Origin of the sequence: Prosthecobacter algae (assembly GCF_039542385.1) — a bacterium.
Lineage (GTDB): Bacteria > Verrucomicrobiota > Verrucomicrobiia > Verrucomicrobiales > Verrucomicrobiaceae > Prosthecobacter > Prosthecobacter algae.
In genome coordinates, this window is the sequence record NZ_BAABIA010000005.1 from 465,917 (window position 1) to 484,367 (window position 18,451).

10 protein-coding genes are annotated in these 18,451 nt (G+C 60.6%); 4 read left to right on the top strand and 6 right to left on the bottom strand.

Going from position 1 to position 18,451, the window contains the following annotated elements; all coding sequences use genetic code 11:
* Window positions 1-55 precede the first annotated feature (55 nt).
* From ABEB25_RS14225 to ABEB25_RS14240, 4 genes are all read right to left on the bottom strand, one after another.
* On the bottom strand, window positions 56-1,084 hold the full coding sequence (locus tag ABEB25_RS14225) for a zinc-binding dehydrogenase (protein WP_345737075.1): 1,029 nt from the start codon (window positions 1,082-1,084) through the stop codon (window positions 56-58).
* Between the two features lie 78 nt (window positions 1,085-1,162).
* The gene (locus ABEB25_RS14230) at window positions 1,163-8,866 is read right to left on the bottom strand and encodes a beta strand repeat-containing protein (RefSeq protein WP_345737076.1); all 7,704 of its coding nucleotides are present in this window, start codon (window positions 8,864-8,866) and stop codon (window positions 1,163-1,165) included.
* Between the two features lie 302 nt (window positions 8,867-9,168).
* The gene (locus ABEB25_RS14235) at window positions 9,169-9,819 is read right to left on the bottom strand and encodes a response regulator transcription factor (protein ID WP_345737077.1); all 651 of its coding nucleotides are present in this window, start codon (window positions 9,817-9,819) and stop codon (window positions 9,169-9,171) included.
* On the bottom strand, window positions 9,812-11,794 hold the full coding sequence (locus tag ABEB25_RS14240) for an ATP-binding protein (RefSeq protein ID WP_345737078.1): 1,983 nt from the start codon (window positions 11,792-11,794) through the stop codon (window positions 9,812-9,814). The genes ABEB25_RS14235 and ABEB25_RS14240 overlap by 8 nt, the downstream gene beginning before the upstream one ends.
* 210 nt (window positions 11,795-12,004) lie before the next feature.
* Here ABEB25_RS14240 and ABEB25_RS14245 point away from each other — a divergent pair, with 210 nt between their 5' ends.
* The 4 genes from ABEB25_RS14245 (at window position 12,005) to ABEB25_RS14260 (ending at window position 17,057) form a co-directional block, all read left to right on the top strand.
* On the top strand, window positions 12,005-14,332 hold the full coding sequence (locus ABEB25_RS14245) for a DUF1592 domain-containing protein (protein ID WP_345737079.1): 2,328 nt from the start codon (window positions 12,005-12,007) through the stop codon (window positions 14,330-14,332).
* 124 nt (window positions 14,333-14,456) lie between these two features.
* Window positions 14,457-15,266, top strand: coding sequence for a ParA family protein (locus ABEB25_RS14250; RefSeq protein ID WP_345737080.1), 810 nt, complete (start codon window positions 14,457-14,459; stop codon window positions 15,264-15,266).
* Complete coding sequence (locus ABEB25_RS14255; RefSeq protein WP_345737081.1) at window positions 15,247-16,053, top strand: hypothetical protein; 807 nt, start codon at window positions 15,247-15,249, stop codon at window positions 16,051-16,053. The genes ABEB25_RS14250 and ABEB25_RS14255 overlap by 20 nt, the downstream gene beginning before the upstream one ends.
* 95 nt (window positions 16,054-16,148) lie before the next feature.
* Window positions 16,149-17,057 (top strand): N-acetylglucosamine-6-phosphate deacetylase, encoded by a 909-nt coding sequence (locus tag ABEB25_RS14260; protein WP_345737082.1) that lies wholly within the window; start codon window positions 16,149-16,151, stop codon window positions 17,055-17,057.
* Between the two features lie 40 nt (window positions 17,058-17,097).
* On the opposite strand, the gene ABEB25_RS14265 is transcribed toward ABEB25_RS14260, so the two are convergent.
* Window positions 17,098-18,267, bottom strand: a complete 1,170-nt coding sequence (locus ABEB25_RS14265) for a hypothetical protein (RefSeq protein ID WP_345737083.1) — start codon at window positions 18,265-18,267, stop codon at window positions 17,098-17,100.
* Between the two features lie 59 nt (window positions 18,268-18,326).
* A complete protein-coding gene (locus ABEB25_RS14270) occupies window positions 18,327-18,449 on the bottom strand; it encodes a hypothetical protein (protein WP_345737084.1) in 123 nt (40 codons plus the stop codon).
* Window positions 18,450-18,451 lie beyond the last annotated feature (2 nt).

Genomic DNA, 18,451 nt, shown 5'->3' on the forward strand with positions numbered 1-18,451 from the left:
GCTATTAACGTGAGGCTGGGAAACAACTAGCGTCGTTTTGTGGCGACGGCCTTTTTTACACGGGCCGTAAGACACTCTTCACCACCTCGCCTTTGTGCATTTTCTCAAAAGCTTCATGCCATTCCGTGACAGGCCAGACGCCGCCAATGATGGGTTTCACGTCGAACTGGCCGCTGGCGAGGAGAGCAATCACGCGCTCCCAGATCGGCCAGTTGTGACTGAAGCTGCCCTGAAGCGTGATGTTCTTCTGCACTAGGGGATCCATGTTGAAGCCGAGGGGCTGAGGCCCCCAGCCAACTTTGCTGATCCAGCCCGCTGGGCGGACGATATCGAGGGCGATCTTGAGCGTAACGCTGGCACCAGCGGCATCAATGACGCCATCGCAGCCGAGGCCATCGCGCTCCAGAGCCCACGGTTTGGCATCGCCGATGATCACCTGGCAGCCGTAGTGCTTGCGGGCGAGTTCCAGGCGATGGGCATCCTGGGGCAAGCCAACGATGGCCACCTCCGCACCACAAAGACGGGCCATGGCCGCGCAGAGGATGCCGATGGTGCCAGGGCCGAGAACGACCACACGGTCGCCTGGTTCAATGCGGGCATTCTTCACCACCGCATTATAGGCCACGCAGCAGGGCTCCGTGAGGCAGGCCTGCTCAAAGGGCAGATGATCTGGCACGTGATGCAGGATGCGGCTGGGCACCCGCACATATTTGGTCATGGCACCGTTCACGCCATAACCAAATCCTTTGCGGGTATTGTCCAGATTGTACAAACCCCGACGGGTCATGGGATTGTCCTTGGAAATGATGGCGGCGGTTTCAGACACGACGCGGTCGCCTTCCTTCCAGCCTTCGACGTCTTTGCCCACCTGGATGATGTGACCGCCAAATTCGTGGCCGAGCACCACAGGGTAGTTCACCGGCCAGGAGTGGTCTGCTGTCCACTGGTGAAGATCACTGCCGCAGACGCCCACATTGGCGACCTCCAGCAGCACGTCCTCCGCGCCGATTTCGGGCTGCTCGATTTCACGGATTTCGACAGAGCCTTTTTCAGGCGCGTAATTGACGACGGCGGCGGATTTCATGGGTTGGAGTTGCCATGATACGACAATGCCGTGGCTCATCACCACGACAAAGTGTGTGTGAATTGCGACAAGCCTGCCTTAGATGAGCCGGCCACGACGGCGGGTGCCGAACAAGGCCATGAGCCCGAGCAGCAGCAGCATCGCGCGCCCCGGCTCTGGCACCACCACAACGACTCCGAGGGTGGCAAAGTGGCTGGTATCCCAGAACAGGCCCGAGCCGGATATATCTGGCAGGTCCAGATCCAAGCCAGCATCCAGGTCGCCGAAACGGGCGTCAGGTCCCAAGTTGGTCGAGCTATTGAAGGCCGTGGTCCAGTCCACGAGGTTGAAGATCTGGCCATTCTGCGGTGTGAAGTTCAGAGATAGCACCTGGATTTTTGCTCCAGTCGCCTGATCCAGCGTGCCGGTGATGCTCACCTGATCGTGGTTTCCGAGGCCCCCCGCATTGGCGATGATGTAGTTGTTGTAGCCCAAGGAACCGTAGGCATTGCCGCCGAAGTTGTTGGTGCTGGTGAAGCTGGCGGTCGTGATCTGCAGTTGCAGGGTGGAGCCGCTGGCGAGGTTGAGCCCGGTGCCAAAGCTGAGCCTTTCCGCCGCATCATTCACACTCGAACCTGGGGCAATGATGGAACCACTGAGGGCGGAAATGGCCCCCGTCACGCTGCCCCCACCTTCCATAATCTGGCCGGCCTGTAGCTGGAAACCACCGCTGACGGCATTCACGTTGAAGGTCGCGCCCGTGAGGACACTGATCCTGGCAGAATCATTCAGCGAGCCGGTCGCCCCGAGGGTGAGCGTGCCCGCGGCGATGGTGGTGTTACCCGTGTAGGTGTTGACCCCGCTCAGCAACAGGGTGCCGGTGCCGGTTTTAAGCAGGTTGTCTGCACCTGTTCCGTTGTCGGTGATGATCCCGGCATAACCCAGGGTTTCTGCGGTGTTCACCACGTCCAGAATCCCAGTGCCAGTGCCGCCGGCCTCTCCCAACGCGATGCCGCGGTTCGAGTTGAGCGTGACGTTAGCCCCCACGGAAAGAGAGCCGCCGTTGAGCACGATGTTATCCGGAGTGGCTGTCACCGGGGCCGCGCCCAGGGAGTTGTCATTGTTGATTCGAAGGCTGCCATTTTCCACGGTCACCGCGCCCTCTGCACGCCAGTCCAGCGAAGCGGTGTTGTTGCCTGTCAGGGCGAGAGTGCCGATGCCCGTCTTCACCAGGCCGCCACTGCCAGTGATCGTGCCGAAGATCGTCTGCAAGGTGCCAGGGCCACTATTCACGGTGACGGTGCGCAAGCTGCTGCCCCAGGCGATGGCACCAGAGAGAGTCAACGCTGCGGGCACTGCGGGGCCGCGCACGCCCAGGGTAAAGTCACCGCCGACTGCCACGGCATTGGAAACGGTGCGGGCGGTGCCATCGGCCGTCAACGTGGTGTCTTGGCCCAGGGTCAAAGTGCCAGTGCCCAGAGGGCCGCTGGTCACCGTACCCGTCGTGCTGGCTCCGATGACCAGCCCACCAGACTGGAGATCCACCCCACCGGAAAAGGTGCTGGCTCCGCTCAGTTGCAAGAAGCCGTCACCCGTTTTGATCAGGCCCGCTCCCGTGCCCGTGATGGCGCTGGAAATGTTCAACGCCGCCTGTTCAGGCGAGAGTGCAGCTTCAGCATACCGAATGGCCGCGACGTCCACGGTGCGGGTGCTGCCGCCAAGACTCAGCGTGCCCCCAGAGATGGTCGCCGTGCTGCTCACATTGGAGGAAGTGACCTCGATGTTTCCGCCCAGTGTCAGCGTCCCACTGCCGACGTTGATGGCTGGGTTGGTGCTGCCACCCGTGTTGTTAAAGGTCACATTGTTCAGCGTGTTGCTACCCGTGAGGGTCAGGACCGAGGGACCATTCAAGGTCACGTCTTGGGCGGCGATGGTGCCATTGATTTGAGTGACGGTGCCTCCATTGAGGGTCAGCCCTCCCGCAGGCAGATTTCCCGCTGCACCCGCCGTGCCGATCTGAAGGATCTGACCGTTCACCACGGTGCCGCCGGTGTAGCTGTTCAGGTTGCTATTTAGCACCACTGGGAACTGGCCAAACACACCACCCCAGACCACTAAGCGCACCGCTTGGTTGTTGGTGGGGTTGTCAATGATCGCCGAATTGATGGTGAAGAGGTTCGCAGTGGCTTTGTTCTGATAAAAAATGAAGAGGTCGGTGGTGTCTCCAGGATTGATCCCACCCGCCGTGATTCTTCCCTGGTTAGGCGTGGTGCCGATCTGCGGGGTGAAAGTGACATCATTTTCCATGCTGGCGGAAAGGCCCCCACTGGTGAGATTCAGCACGTCTGTGGCATTCGCAAAGCTGATCACCGGAGCCGGGGTGGCCGTAGTTCCAATGAAGTTAAGCGAGTTGATGTTGAGGCCGCTTGCCGCCACGGCACCCGAGGCCGCCAGACGAATGTTTTGCGTCGGTTGGCTGGTGGCTGGCAGGGCACTGCCATCGTAACCGGCAAAGCCCACCGTATTCAAGGCACCGACTCCACCGGCAGTGTCATAACCGGCAAACTCCGCCGCATTGGTGTTGAAGTAGTTCGTCACGATCGCCCATGGACCCACGATGTTGTTGGTCGTAGCAAGCCCACCCGTAACCACAATATTTTCTGAAGAACCACCGGTGCTGGCCACAAGGCCCAGACGTTCCGAACTGGTGCCCGAGTAGCTCTGGCCAAAGTTCACCGTCGCTGCGGCATCGGCATCCCGCGTGAAGCCTGAAAGCGTCAGCGTGGCCGACTGCGGCATCAGGCTACCATTATTGCTACCTGTCGCAGCGGTGATGATGTTGCTGCCCTGAGCGAGGCTCACGAGGCCCACCGTTTCCGATGCCATGGAGCCGCCACGGCCATACAGGCTGAGGGTGCCACCGCGCAGAGTGATGCCAATGTCATCCGCCAGCCGGTTTGCATCGTCGGTCAGGAAATTGTTTTCAAAGCGCAGCGCGCCGTAGCTGAGATCCAGGCTGGAAGACTCCGTGATCTTGCCGCCATCACGCAGGCTGGTGACCCCGCCATTCAAGACCGTGGGGCCTGTGTAACTGTTTTCATTGGTGAGGTTCAGCGTGTTGCCATTGGAGCGGATCAAGGTCACCTCTCCCGTGATCTGTCCGGCAAAAGTGGTGCTGGTGGTCTCATTGATCACAAGCGTGGAGGAGCTGTTGGTGGAGGTGATGATGCCACCCGTCATGGGCGTTTCACCCGCCGTGCTGCCCAGGCTGCGCAGGGCACCCACCATTTGCGTGGTGCCGTTGAGATCCAGTGTCCCGCCGGTGTTGACATTGAGAGGCTGCCCGGCCAGGAGGGTTTGATGGCCGCCTGCCAGTTTCAGGGTGCCCTGATTCACGGTGGTAGCGCCCGTGTAGAGATTGGAAGCGGTGAGACTGAGGGTTCCCGCACCGGTCTTAGTTAGGCCACCCGTGGTGCCCGTAATGACGGAGCCGATCTCCAGATCTCCCAGTCCATGGACAATCAACTCGCGGTTGGAACTGGTGGAAAGCAGACCGCCCTGGATGCCCGAATTTCCTGTAAAGGCCAAGAGGCCGCCACTTTCAATATTCAGCGTCTGCATGGGGTTCAGTTCCACGCCACCAGAGCTGCGAAGATTCAGCGAGTTGATGGAGTAAGCTCCCAACCCGACTCGGCCAGCTTCCAGCGCCACATTGGTCCCTGCCTGAAGATGACCCAGTTCCTCACCCGCCACGGCATTCAGCGCTATGATCCCACGGACGGAATCGTAGGTGGCAAAGGCGGTGCCTGAACCCGTGATGGATTGATCCACAATCGCCCAGGGCAGGATACCGCGACTGGCCGTGCCCGCTGCACCTGTTTGACCCACAAAGGTAGGGGCCGTGGTGGCTTTCATCGTCGCCACACCCGCACCTGGGGTGTTGCCCAAATTATCACCACGAAAAAGCGCCGTGCCCTGCGCGCTGCGAGAGAAGCTGCCGCTATTCACCTGCAACGTCAGCGACTGGCTAGGATCTGCATCCAAGGTCAGCACACCAGCGGTGTTGCCCGTTGACAAGTTGCTGCTGGTGATGGTTTCCAAAGTCGGCGCGCTGGCATCGCCAAGGATGGTGAGATTGCCGCCGAAATGGACGCCTCGAGTTCCCAGCCGGTTATCCAGATGGCCTGATCGGTTATCCAGCACCAGGGTAGCCCCTGGGCTGAGCTGCACGGCAGCCCCACCGGCGATTTTTCCAGTGGTTCCGCTCAGCACCAGGGTGCCGTTGTTCACAAGGGTCGTGCCAGTAAAAGTGCTGGTGCCCGTGAGCGTCCAGGTACCGGTGCCCATCTTGATGAGTGTGCTGGCCCCGGTGGCAATAGGACTGGCGAGTGTGCCATTGCCAGCGCCGGTGAGCGTCAGTGAAAAAGTGTTTGAAGTGATGGTGCCCGAGGGGGTGAGATCTGCATTGGCCGTGATGGCGTTGGCACTGGTGAGATTCAGCGTGCTGCCTGCTTCTACCCCAATAGCCGCCGTGCCATTCAGCACGATGTCACCCGAGACTGTATTGGCCCCGCTGCCCGTGAGGCTGAGCAAGGCACCGGTGCTGTTGAGACCCGAAGAAAACAGGTACAGTTTGTCCGCTACGGTGATGCCACTCAGCCCGCCATTGAGATGCAGGGCCGTCTCCTGGTTGTTCACCCAAGTGGTGCCCACCGTGCTGCCTAAGGCCGCTGAGTTGGAGATTTTGAGAACGCCGTCCTGGACGATCACCGTGCCGTCCCAGCCTGTGTTCGCCGCATTGATTTCAAAGGTGCCGTTGTCAGACTTCACAAAGCCGTTGTTGCCAAGGAAAGCGCTGTTGAGAGTGAAGGTCTTGCCTGCGACCACCTGGAAGATGTTGTTGGTGGCCGCGTTGTTGCCCAAGGTGAAGCTGCGACTGGTCGCGAAGGTTTCGAGGGCACGGAAAGTCGAGGTGCTGTTGGAATCCGTCATCAGCACTTGGTTAGCCGCATTGCCCAAAGCGCCATCGCTGGAGACGGCGAGGCCCCCGCCGGTAATGAGGATGTTCCCCACGAAGTCATTGCTGCTGTTGGTGAGCTGAACCATGCCGGCACCGCGTAGGGTCAATTGCGAGCTACCCGTCACCTTGCCACTGAGCGTCAATGCCTGGATGAGGTTTGAAGGTTTGGCCGTGGCCAAGTTGAGAACGGTGTTGCCCGTGGCACCCGGGCTCAGGGTCGTCGTGCCGGAGAACTCCAGGCCGTAGCCGTTGTTGTTGGTCACCGTCAGCACATTGCCGCCGATGCTCAGGTTCCCCATGCGAATGGTCTTGTTGGCCTGAGTGCTCGTCCCCGCCAGCGTATTGACGGCGATGGTGGCATCTGCCCCCACCACGACATTTTGGCCGAACGTGAAGGTCTCCGGGGTGCCTCCATTGTTAGGCAGGGTGCCATTCGCACGCAGGTCCAGGGTGCCTCCGTTCAGCGCCACATCTCCACTGCCCAGGGCCTGGGAGCCGAGGATGCGCAGCGTGCCCGCATTCACGGTGGTCTGTCCGGTGTAGGCATTCGTGCCTGCCAGGGCCACAATGCCTGCGCCCGACTTGGTCAGCGCGCCTGTGGTGGAAAGGATGTTGGACGTGAGGTTCAACTGATCCGCCCCGACATCCGCGCGGATGACCAGTTCCCTGCCACCGCCAACCGTGATGCCCGTGCCGCCATCAATGGTTGCCGTAGAGGCTCCAGATTTCAGAATACCACCCGCAGAAACCGTCAGCGTGGCCCCAGAGGCAAGGCTGACATTGGAAGCATTGCTGATGCGCAAAGTCTCGATGCTGTCCGTGGTCTGGGCCGAAAGACTGCCCGTGAGATTCACATGCTTACCGCTGCCCGTTGCCAGGGTAGCCCCGGCGCCCACGCTCGCCGTGTTGCTATCCGTCGTGTAATCGAGTGCGCGGACAAACCCGCCCACATCGTAGGCGGCGTAGTTGGCTCCGCTGACAAAAAGACCAGCGTCCATGAAAGCACCTGCGGTGCGAGCCGAGGCAAACGCTACCTTTTGCAAAGCGGTGGTCGCTCCTGTACCACCCACGGTGAAATTGACGGTGGCTCCGCTGGAACGGTTAAAGCTCGCGAAGGTGAGCGTGCTATCAAAGGCGAGGGTGCGCTGAGAAAGGACCGTCGAGTCTCCGACCTCAAGTCGCAGCACGCCGAGCGTTTCACTGATGGCGGCAGTCGCTCCTGTATTATCGTAACGGAAGGTGCCGTTGCCCGCCATGACTAAATCTGAAGTGTCGGCGATGCGGCCCGTGTTACCATTGAGCTGGAGCACCGCTGGGCCACGCACGGTGGTGCTGCCACCATAGGTGTTGTTACCGCTGAGGGTCACATTCCCCACGCTGCTGCCCTGAATGCCCACTTCCAACGAATTGCCTGCACCCGTCAAAGCGCTGGAGACAGTGAGGGTGGAGCTGCCACCACCCAGGCGAAAGGTCGTGCCATGAGGGGTGAGGGTGCCGGAGTAAGTGGCATTGTTCCCAGAGCCCAGACGCATGTTGGGGAAAGCCGAAAGGTTGAGCGCCCCACCGCTGTTGGTCCAAAGCGCCAAAGTGCCAACGGAGGCCGTGTCCACACGATCCACAAAGGCTTGATCGATGGCGTAGTTCGCGGCGAGTGTGGCACCATAGTTCACCGCGACATTGCGGCCGGTCCCGCCCAGCGCAGCATTCTTGTTCACGATCAGGAAGCCCGCATTCACCGTGGTGCCACCCGTGTAGGTGTTGGTGCCCGTGAGGTAAACTCGCCCCTGGCCGGTCTTCGTGAGGCTGTAGCCGTTGCCACCATCGCTGATGTTGCCGCCAAGGGTAAGTTGGTTGCTATTGGAGGTGATGTTGATGTTGTCACTGAAGGTCACCGCTCCCGTGCCCAGGTTGAGACTCTGTGAACCGAAGAAGGAAAAGCTACCGTTGATCTCCACCGGGTTGTTGGTGGTCAGGGCCAAATTAGCGATGCTGGAGTTCAAATAACCGCTGTTGATTACCAGTTTGCCGCTGGTCGCTCCTAGAGAGGTGGCATTACCCAAGGTGAGGGTGCCTTCATTCAGCGTCACACCACCCGTGAAAGTGTTGGCCCCATTGAGGGCCAGGGTGCTGTTGCCAGGGCTGTTTTGCACGATGGCCACTTGGCCCAAACCGTCGCTGATGATGCCGCTCAAGGTAACAGGGCCCGTGCCCACGTTGGTTGCAAAGGGATTGGTCGTAAGAGCGGGCGAACTGACCCCTTTATTCGTGATCACTTTAAGACCCGTCGTCCCTGCAGAGATCGCCCCCGAGATGGTCAGGGTGCGGTCCGGCGCGGTGTTCATGACATCCAGCGAGCTATTGAGCACCACCGGCGCAGAGATCGTATCCCCCGCACTGGTGCTGATCTGCACGAGGCTGGCATTGGCTCCATTGGGCGTGTTGTCGAACGTCAGCGTGGTCCCGCCCGATGAACTGATGGTCAGCGCACGGCGGTCTGTGCTGTTGTTGTCACCGAGGCGGATGGCGCCAAGGATGCGGGAGGTGTCCAAGACAATGGTCTGGTCAGCCGTGACCAAGTTGGCGTTGGCCAGGAAAGCCGTGAAACCGGCACCGTCTGCAATCGTGCCGCTCCATTTGGCAGCTTCACTCCAGTTTGAACTTCCTCCAGTCGTGAAGATCCAGGTTCCATCGGCTGCCCGGAGGCTCCACTGAGGGATCAGAGAAAATGTGGCTGCCAGCAGGCAAAAGACGTGGGAGGAGAAACGGAATCGGGCACTGACCATGGTTGTGAAAAAGCAGATGATTGGAAGCAAAGAACCCTTACAGCAGGGTTTAAAGAAAGCCTTTGCTCTTCAGAGAGGGATTGTGGACATGACATCCGCAGCACGCCTAACCTGGAATCGGTAGCATGGTTGCAAATGACGTCCGGAAACACGAACATGCCTGGGGGAGGGCAGCGACATTGGGTGGGGGTCGGGAAAAACGTCATTCCACCCTAAAATCCTTCTTACATCGACTAAAATCCGACAAAGAAGGCAGCAAAATCGCTCACCGCAGGAAATGATAAAGGTTATTCCATAAACCACTAAACCAATCGCTCATTGATCGCCTTGGCAATCGCGCTGCCCCTGCTGCGTACCTGTAACTTTTCATAGACACTGCGGATGTATTCATCAGCCGTGTAATAGCCGATGCCAAGCTGCGCGGCCGCTTCCTTGATCGTGTGGCCTTGGACCAACAGTTGCAATATGTCATGCTCGCGTGGAGTCAGGCCATAGTCACGCGGGGGTTCGTTGGCCTTGGAAAGCATTTCCAATACCCGACGGGCGATGCGCGGATTGATGGGTGAGCCCCCGGCGGCCGCGGAACGAATGGCCGTGGCTATGTCTTCGGTGCCGGACGTCTTGAGCAAATAACCCGCAGCTCCGGCGCAAATGGCGCGGAAGATTTTCTCATCATCTTCAAAAACGGTGAGAATGACGATGGCCGCCTTCGGCGCGAGCTGGCGCAGCCGGGCGATGCCTTCGATGCCGCTCACGCCAGGCAGTTCCACGTCCAGCAGCAGGACATCAGGGGCTGGGTGCTCGACTAAAGCGGCGAAAGCATCTTCACAGGCGGTGAAACGCTGGGTGCAGCGCAGGTCATCCAGACGGTTGAGTGCACGCATGAGCCGCTCGCCATAGACTTTGTGATCTTCGACAAGCCAGACGTGGAGGGTGGGTGGAGTTTCAGCCATGGCGCGGGAAAGTGATGCTGACGGTGGTGCCCTGTCCTGGGGCGGAAGTGATGACGGCGGAGCCGCCGTGCTTGGCGGCGCGACGTTGAAGATTAGTGAGGCCCATGCCACCGCTGGATGCGTTCTCAGGCTCGAATCCGCAGCCATTATCTAGCACGGTCAGCACCAGGGTTCCCGGCCCCCGTCGCAGGGTGATCTCTGCCTGGGTGGCCTGGGCATGGCGTTGGAGATTGTGCAGGGTCTCTTTAAACATCAAAACCAGATCACGCCGCAGGTCCATGGGCGGAGGGCTCACCTCATCCGCTGAAAAGGTGTGGGAAAGGCCGCGCAGCATTCGGTCGGCAATTTCACGCAAATGCGCCACGAGGTCATCGCCGCCGTAGCTTCCCGTCTGAGCAAGGCGCACAATGTCACGCATGGAGTCCATGGTCTGCCGAGCTGTGTCACGGATCTCCTGAAGGTCGTGTTTCACCTCGCCATCACGCGCGGTGGTCAGGGCATCCTCGGTGATGAGCATGATGCTGCCCAGGCTGCTGCCGATCTCGTCATGCAAATCCTGCGAGATCCTTTGACGCAGATCATCCAGCTCGCGCTGCCGGATCCGCCGCTGGCGCAGGTAAGCACCTAACAAAATAAGCAACATGATCCCCACCAACAAAGTTAAAAGACCCCATCCCACCGCTTGAAGCCCCCTTATTAAGGCGGCTTGCCGAGCCTCCAAAACCTTGAGGCCCTGCATCGCCTCTCGTCGTGCCGAAAGGCCTGCGAGCCAGCCTGGAGCTTCGACAATGTCTGCCCCGCTGGCAAAGCCATCCACCAATGCCGAGGGGGACCAGCCATTGCCCTCGGTTTGATCCGATGCCTGCACGCTCTTTCCTAACGCCCGGTTTTGGCCCCCGGACCACACCTGCATTTCCGCCAGGGCCAGAACTACGCTGCCATTGCTGACATGAGGCTCCAGCACCTTCAGCCGCACCCAGCGGGCGCGTGCATTCGCCGTGGGAATGACCACCGGATTGTCCCCTGGCGAAGCCACGTAGCCACCCGACTGCGGTGAAGGGAAAACGTGAGCTGCCGACTCGGGGGTTTCGAGAAGCTCAATCTCATAATGCACGGGGAAACCATATCCGTGACTGTGGGCAAACTGGGGCGGCTGCGCGGGAAAGAGCCTCACCTCCTCGATGGGCATGACCTCCCCGAGATCCACCGTGACCCAGGGATTGGAGGTGGCCATGCGTTCACTCACAGGCTTGCTGCGAAAGCCCAGTGAGGGGCTGGAGCGAAGGCCCAAAGGCGGCCCCACCACCGAATGCCCATCCACCACATTGATGCGCCCCCAGTCCGGCCGGGTGCCCTGGCTGCTGCTGGCAAAAGCATGCGATGGCCCGATGGCCTCGATCCTGGCCGCCAGATTGTGCGGACCTTGCAGCAGCATGACCTCTCCAAGAGCGAAAAGGTAACGCTGATCTTCACGAAACAGTCGCGTGGCGGTGATGCGCACCTTTTGCGCCCGATGTCCCTGCGCGGGAATGACCACGGGCAGCAGGCCGGGATTGGGGAAATCTTCCTGCGTGTAGTCCGCCAGCAAACGGCGTTGCGTCTCTTCCCCCCCGCCCAAAAGCTCCACCCGAAAACGCAGCGGAAATCCGTACCCGGAAACAGCCGCCCCAGCACCCGGGGGCGGGGCCAGCAGGACCACCGCATCCAGACTTTCAGGCTGCCCGAGATTCAGCTCCATCCACTCCACCGTATCGGGCGAGGATGAGTAGTCGCTATGCCAGCCCAGGCGTTGCGTCACCTGCGGAGTTGGGGCGGGGGGCAACGTCAGCAGCTTGGCCTCCAAACTCTGCCGGGCGGTCTCGATGCGCCTCCACTCGGGACTCAGCCATGACCACGGAGAAGCCGCCTGCACGGAACTGGCCCCTAGCATGAGCAGCCAGGCAAGGCCCAGAGTCTGGCAGTTGGGGCATAGCATCCTGGGTGCAGGATAGCCAGCGGCGGCAGGCTACGCCACCTTCTTCTCTACCACCCTCTCCCCCGAACATTCGGGGGACTTGCAGGAACATCAGTCGGCAGCCGTTTTGGACTGTCCATGATTTGGCGGTGTCTTTACCTCTTTGCCCTCAGCCCGATGTTGGTTTCCCCAAACCTGCACGCGGCTGAACCATCGGCACTGGACAGCTTAGTGAAGCGTTTTTTCGCGGAGCACTGCACGAGCTGCCACGGTGAAAAGAAGCAAAAGGGCGACCTGCGGGTGGACAACCTGACGGTGAACCTGGACTCCCCCAAGTCCCTCATGCACTGGGAGGAAATCATGAACCGGATCAACTCCGGCGACATGCCGCCGGAAGATGAGTCACGCCCGAAACCAGAGGAGATCTCCCGCGTCGCGGAATGGATCGTCAGCCAGTTGCGCGAGGCCGAGGTGGCCAAACAATCCTCCGCCAGTGAGCGGGTCTCCTTTCGCAAACTGTCACGTGAGGAGTATGCGAACTCCATCCGTGATCTGCTGGGTGTGAACTTCGATGTCAAAGCCCCAACGGGCCTGCCCGAAGACCCGGACTGGAAAGGCTTTGAGCGCATCGGCTCCGTGCTCACCCTTTCCCCTGCCCACGTGGAAAAGTATCTCTCGGCGGCAGAAACCATCCTGGATGAAGCCTTGTCCCTGCGGCCGGAACCCAAGCGCGAGGTCATCCGCTGGGGCGCTTTTGACATGCGCTGGAAGGACTTTGCCAAGGAATATCAAGCCCGTGGCATTGCCGACCAGGTGCGCATCGAGATCGTGCCTAACAACTACACCACCGACACGTGGAATCTCGAGGTCAAGAACACTGGCGAGTACCTTCTGAAGCTGAAACTGAGCGGCCTGCGCTCGGAAGGCGGTCGCGCGCCCCGGCTAAAAGTGTACATGTCGAGCATTGATAAGACCCTCATCGAGCAAGATGTGGATGCACCGGAGGACAAACCCATCCTGGTAGAGGCGCGAGTGCATCTGGCCGCAGGCAAGTATCCCATCCGCATCATCAACTCCGTGCCGGGACCGAACCCGGAAGGCCGCCGCTCGCGGCACTCGGGCACCCCCAATGCCTTCACCACGGTGCGCAGCCGTGTGCCCTGGCAGTTGAAGCTGACTGACGATGATTTTAAACCCATCCAGCCAACCCTCATCGTGGACTCCGTGGAGTGGGATGGACCCATTGTGGACTCCTGGCCCACAGCAGCACACCAGCGGATTTTCTTTGGCGGTGAAAAGGCGGTGAAGGATGCCACTTACGCTCGCGAGATCGTTTCCCGCTTCGCCATCCAGGCCTGGAGACGGCCCGTGCAGGAGGGCGAGGTCACGCATCTGCTGAAGCCTTTTGAGCAGGCCCAGAAACTGGGAGACAGCTTCGAGCTTTCCGTGAGGAACTCCCTGCTGGCGGTGCTGTGCTCGAAGAGCTTCGTTTATCTGGAAGAGGGCGACGTGAAGAAGCCTAACCAAAAGCTCAACGATTGGGAGCTCGCCTCCCGCCTCTCCTATTTCCTCTGGAGCACCATGCCCGATGCACGCCTGCTCGAGCTCGCTCGCACCGGCCAACTGCACCCGCCAGAAAACTTGCGCGCCGAGGTGCGGCGCATGCTGAAAGACCCCAAGGCGCAGGCCTTTGCCACCAGCTTTCCACGCCAGTGGCTGCAACTGCGCAAAGTCGGCATGTTCCCGCCCGACAAGGTGCTTTATCCCGAATACGACGAGAACCTGGAGCAGAGCATGGTCGCCGAAACCGTGGGCTTTTTTGGCGAAATACTCAAAGGCAACCGCAGCCTGCGTGAGTTCCTCGACTCTGACTGGACGATGATGAACGAGCGCCTGGCCATGCACTATGGCTTTGATGGCATTCACGGGGACGAGCTCCAGCGTGTCTCGCTGAAACCGGAAGACCATCGTGGCGGCCTGCTCACCCATGCATCCATCCTCAGCCTCAGTTCAGATGGCACCCGACATCGTCCCGTACATCGCGGAGTGTGGGTGCTGGAGTCCATCATTGGCAAACCGCCGCCACCACCGCCGGCGAATGTCCCCGCCCTGAGCACGCCTGCACCCAATGCCAAGAAGACCACCGTGCGTGAAAAGCTGGAGCAGCACCGCGCCGACCCGAACTGCACCGCCTGCCATAACAAGATCGACCCTTTGGGCGTGGCCTTTGACAACTACGATGCCATCGGTCGCTGGCGCACAGTGGAAACCCTCAAGGAAGGCACCGGGGCCAATCCGCCGCTCGACCCCAGTGGCAAGCTGCCCGATGGCCGCGTGTTCGCGGATTCCACCGAACTGAAAAAGTTGCTCGTCGCTGACAGCGGCAAATTCGCCGCCGCCTTCACCGAAAAGCTGGCCACCTACGCCCTGCGCCGTGGCATGACCTTCTCTGATCGCGAAGAGCTGAAACAGATCGCCGAAGGGGCCAAGACCACGGATTACCGCCTGCTGTCCCTGATCGAATCCCTGGTTAGCAGCCCGCTGTTTTTAAAACGCTAAACCCCTGAGGGACCCGCCTTGAGAAACCAGGCCAGCTCCCGCCTGCCGCGATTCTTTTAAGGCGATGTGCAAGGCCGTGAAAAAAGCGGCTGCATTTTCATCTGGTTGCGTCTATCTGCGGGCTGTGATCGCCATTGCAACGGCCAGCCAGAAAGGCGGTGTGGGTAAAACCACGCTGTGCATCAACCTCGCATACTCCCTCGCCCGGCGCGGGTGGAACACCCTGCTCGTGGATACAGATCCGCAGGGAGGCGTGGGCCTTTCCCTCGCCCGGTCCACCAAGGCCAAGCAGGGATTTTATGACTTCCTCACGGGCGAGAAAAACTTCAGCAAGCTGGTGCTTCCCACCCGCCTGCCCGAGCTACAAATCCTCCCCGCAGGCCAATACGATGCCTGCGCCCGCCAGGGCTGGTCCCCGGCAGAGATCCCGGCCCGGCTCGCCGACCTGCTCCGCGCAGCGGAACTGCGCGGTGTGGACTGCCTGATCATTGACACGGCCGCCGGCCTGAACGGCATGTCCGAATCCGTGGTGAAGGCCTGCGATTACGTCATCCTGCCTCAGCAGGCCGAGCCGCTGGCCGTGCGCAGCGTACCCCACATGCTAGAGACGCTGTCTCGCTTCCGCGCCGAAGGGGCCGGGGTGAAGGTGGCTGGCATCCTGCTGACGATGGTGATGGGGGACAACCAGATCAGCCAGAAAGTGGTGGCCGAGCTGCGCGCCCTGCTGCCTGCCGATCTGATGTTCGAGCAGACCATCCCACGCATGTCCTCCTTTCTAGAAGCCAGCGCCATGGGAGTGCCTGTCGCTTTGATCAAACGTAACCCGCCCCCTGAGGCGCTGATCTTTGACCAGATCGCCGCCGAAATCGAACAGCGCACCGGCCTGCTCCAGGAACGCGAAGCCTCCGACAACCATGCAAGTCTCCTGGATTGACCCCGAAGAGGTCGCCGCGCTGGCTGAGTCCCTGCGCCCCTCTCTCCAACCCAAAACTCCCGCCAGCCCCCCGGCGGCTCCGCCCAAGCCGGAGCCCGTGGAGCCTTTGGTCAGCGAACAGACCGTGGCCACGGCCGAGGAACCGGTGCCAGAGCCCAATCTGTCCGCCTTCCGCCAACGGCTGCAATCCATCCGGGAAAAGGCCATCAACGCCGGACTGCTGACCCCCATGGCCACTCCCCCGGCCCCTCAGCCAGAGCCTGCGCAGGAAGCCCCTGCTGAGGCAACTGCTGAACAAGAGCCGCCAATCGAGCCTGAATCCTTGGAAGAACCGGTTCCCGAGGCCGCCTTTACGCCGAATCCCCCGCCCGTTCACTTCAGCCAAGCTCCGGTTTACGCCCCGCAGGTCCCCGTGCCAACAGGAGCCTCGATGAAAGAGCGCCTGGAAGCCTATTCCCTCTGGGCCACCCAGCAATGGAACGCCGCAGAGCTTTTGATTGTGGACGAATATGGAGACCTCCTGTGGGGCCCCCCCAAGAAATCCGGTCTGGTGCTTTCCACCATGATGGCCTGGAATGCCGCCATCCGTGCCAGCGCCCAGGCTGCCAGCGGCGCTGCCCAGACTTCCCAGCAGACGCTGGCCACAGGCGAAACGCTGACCATCATCCCCTGCCAAACGCGGCTGGGCGTGCTGCAAATCGCCGTTGTGAAGCCGCTGCCTCCCGAAATTGATGAAACCGTCTCCCTCAGCCAGGTGCTGGCCGAGGTGATGGACATCGCAGGCTGAGGCGGCCATCACAAAAGCACAGAACCCGGCAACATCCGTGGTCGCAAAGGCGGCATGGCCGCCTGTAGTCTGAGGGTCAGTCCCAACCATCTCTCATGAAACCACTCGATCTCCAGGTCAATGGCTACGCAGGCACCGATTTCAACCGCGACGGCCTCACGGCGGAGGCCCTCTATCACGCCTGCCATTGCCTGCGCGAAGACGGTTGCGATGCCATTTTGGCCACCTTCATCACCGATGACGTGGCCACGCTGGAACGGCGCATGAGCACCCTGGTGAGCCTGCGCGAAAAAGACCCGCTGGCCCAGGAAGTCATCGCGGGCATCCACATCGAAGGCCCCTTCATCAATCCTGAAAAAGGCTACGTCGGTGCGCACCCGCACCAGTGTGTGAAGCCAGCGAACATGGAAGATGCCAAGCGCCTTCTGGATGCCGCAGGGGGCCTTACCAAGATCGTCACTCTGGCCCCGGAGCACGACGCCAACTACCACGTCACCGAGTTCCTCTCCAGCAATGGCGTCACCGTTTCCGCAGGCCATTGCAATCCTTCCCTGGACCAGTTGCGCGCCGCCACCGAGAACGGACTCAGCATGTTCACCCACGTGGGCAATGGCTGCCCCATGCTGATGCATCGGCATGACAACATCATCCACCGCGCCCTGGCCCTACGGGACCGTCTCTGGCTCTGCTTCATCCCTGATGGCGTGCACATCGACTTCTTTGCTCTCCTCAACTACCTGCGCAGTGCGGGGCTGGAGAAAACCATCTTTGTTACCGATGCCATCTCTGCCGCCCGCCTGGGTCCTGGCGACTACACGCTCGCAGGCTGGGACATCAAAATCGGCGAAGACCTCGTCGCCCGCTCTCCTGATGGCTCCCACTTCGTCGGCAGCACCGTCACCATCCCGCGCATCCTTACCAATGGCCAGCAATCCCTGGGCCTGACCAAGGCCGAGCTGGCGCTGCTACTGGATACGAACCCGCGCAAGGCCGTGGGTCTCTGAAGCCTGGGCGAAGTTGTAACAGCCCGAGCTGGCCACCGAATCAAGGCGTGGCCAGCCCGCTCAGAAATTGTTCGGCAGCCCGCCGTTTCCGCATGGGAAAATTGACGTCTCCCAGGGGGTCTTTCAGAGATTGCAGCAGTGCTTTCCGCTGCGCTTCGTCCTTGATATTGCGGTAGTAGTCGGTGAACCCCACGGGATCCTGCATCAGCCATTCATAGGAGGCGTACCCCAGTCCCACATAACCGCCGTTGTTAAACCGCGGGGCTTCCCCAAACACAAAGTCCATGGCCGCACGTGGATTCTGCTCCGCCAGCCGTTGGGCATAGCCGCGATAGGCATCGTCATATCGGTAGGACTTGTCTACATGCAGGCGCAGCCACTCCCGTTGCTGGTTCATATCCGCCTCACTGAGTCGGTTTGAAACCGCCGAAAAGGCCCCCTGCCGATGGGCGTCGCTGGGCAGGGCATCAAACCAGGCCGTCAATCCCTGGGTGCCTCCCTGTTGGATGGCAGCCCGGCTCAACGTACCGGCGATGGCGCGGAAGAGCGGCTCATCAGGTTTCACCACGCTGAGCGCATAGGCTGTGGCGGATCTGAGGTCCCGGTTGGCATATCCCTGGATCACGCTAGCCAGGGCCGCATCCAACCGGTCCTCATCCAGCGCCTCATTTTCATTCAGCCACTTCACCGCCGCCTCGGGTTCCAGCGCGCCCCATTGTTCCACCACCCGGTTCACCGCATCAAAGTACCAGGGCTGCTCCGGGCCGTTCTTCTCGATCAAGGCCACAGCCTGTTTGGGATCCCGATGGCCGATGGTCTGCCAGAAAAGCGCCCACTCCGCTCCATATTGGCGACCTGTTTTTTTCAAGGTGGCAAACGCATCCAGTACCCCCTGCAACTCTTCGAGGCTTTTGAGACTGGCGATGAGCTTTTCAAAGGCAGCCCGCCGCTCCAGCGGGTTGGTCAGTTGCAGGACCGCCTGGGCCTGCATGGCCACCGTATCTTGCGCAAACGCAGCCTCCTTCGGTGTGGCCAAGGGTTTGGTGGAGGGGGCAGTCAGCGCAGGCGAAATGGTTTCCGTGATGCCCTTTGGCGCGGCCACCGCTGACGCAGGCTCAACCTTGGCTACCGTTCCTGCCTGTTGCCGCCAGAAAAAGAAGCCGCCCGCCAGAAGCGCAACGCCGAGGGCAAGAGCGGATGGGATCCTCATATCGGCAGAATGCTAGGCAAAAGCCGCCTTTTGCACCAGCCTAAATCTCCAAGCCCCTGCTAACCCCCATTCATGGCCTGGAGAAAAAGCCAGAGGGCCAACAGCAGCATGGGCAGCATTTGCAGAGGAGAGGCATGGGAAGAAGGGTCGGCATTCATGGCATTCAGAAGGTTTGGGTTCATCT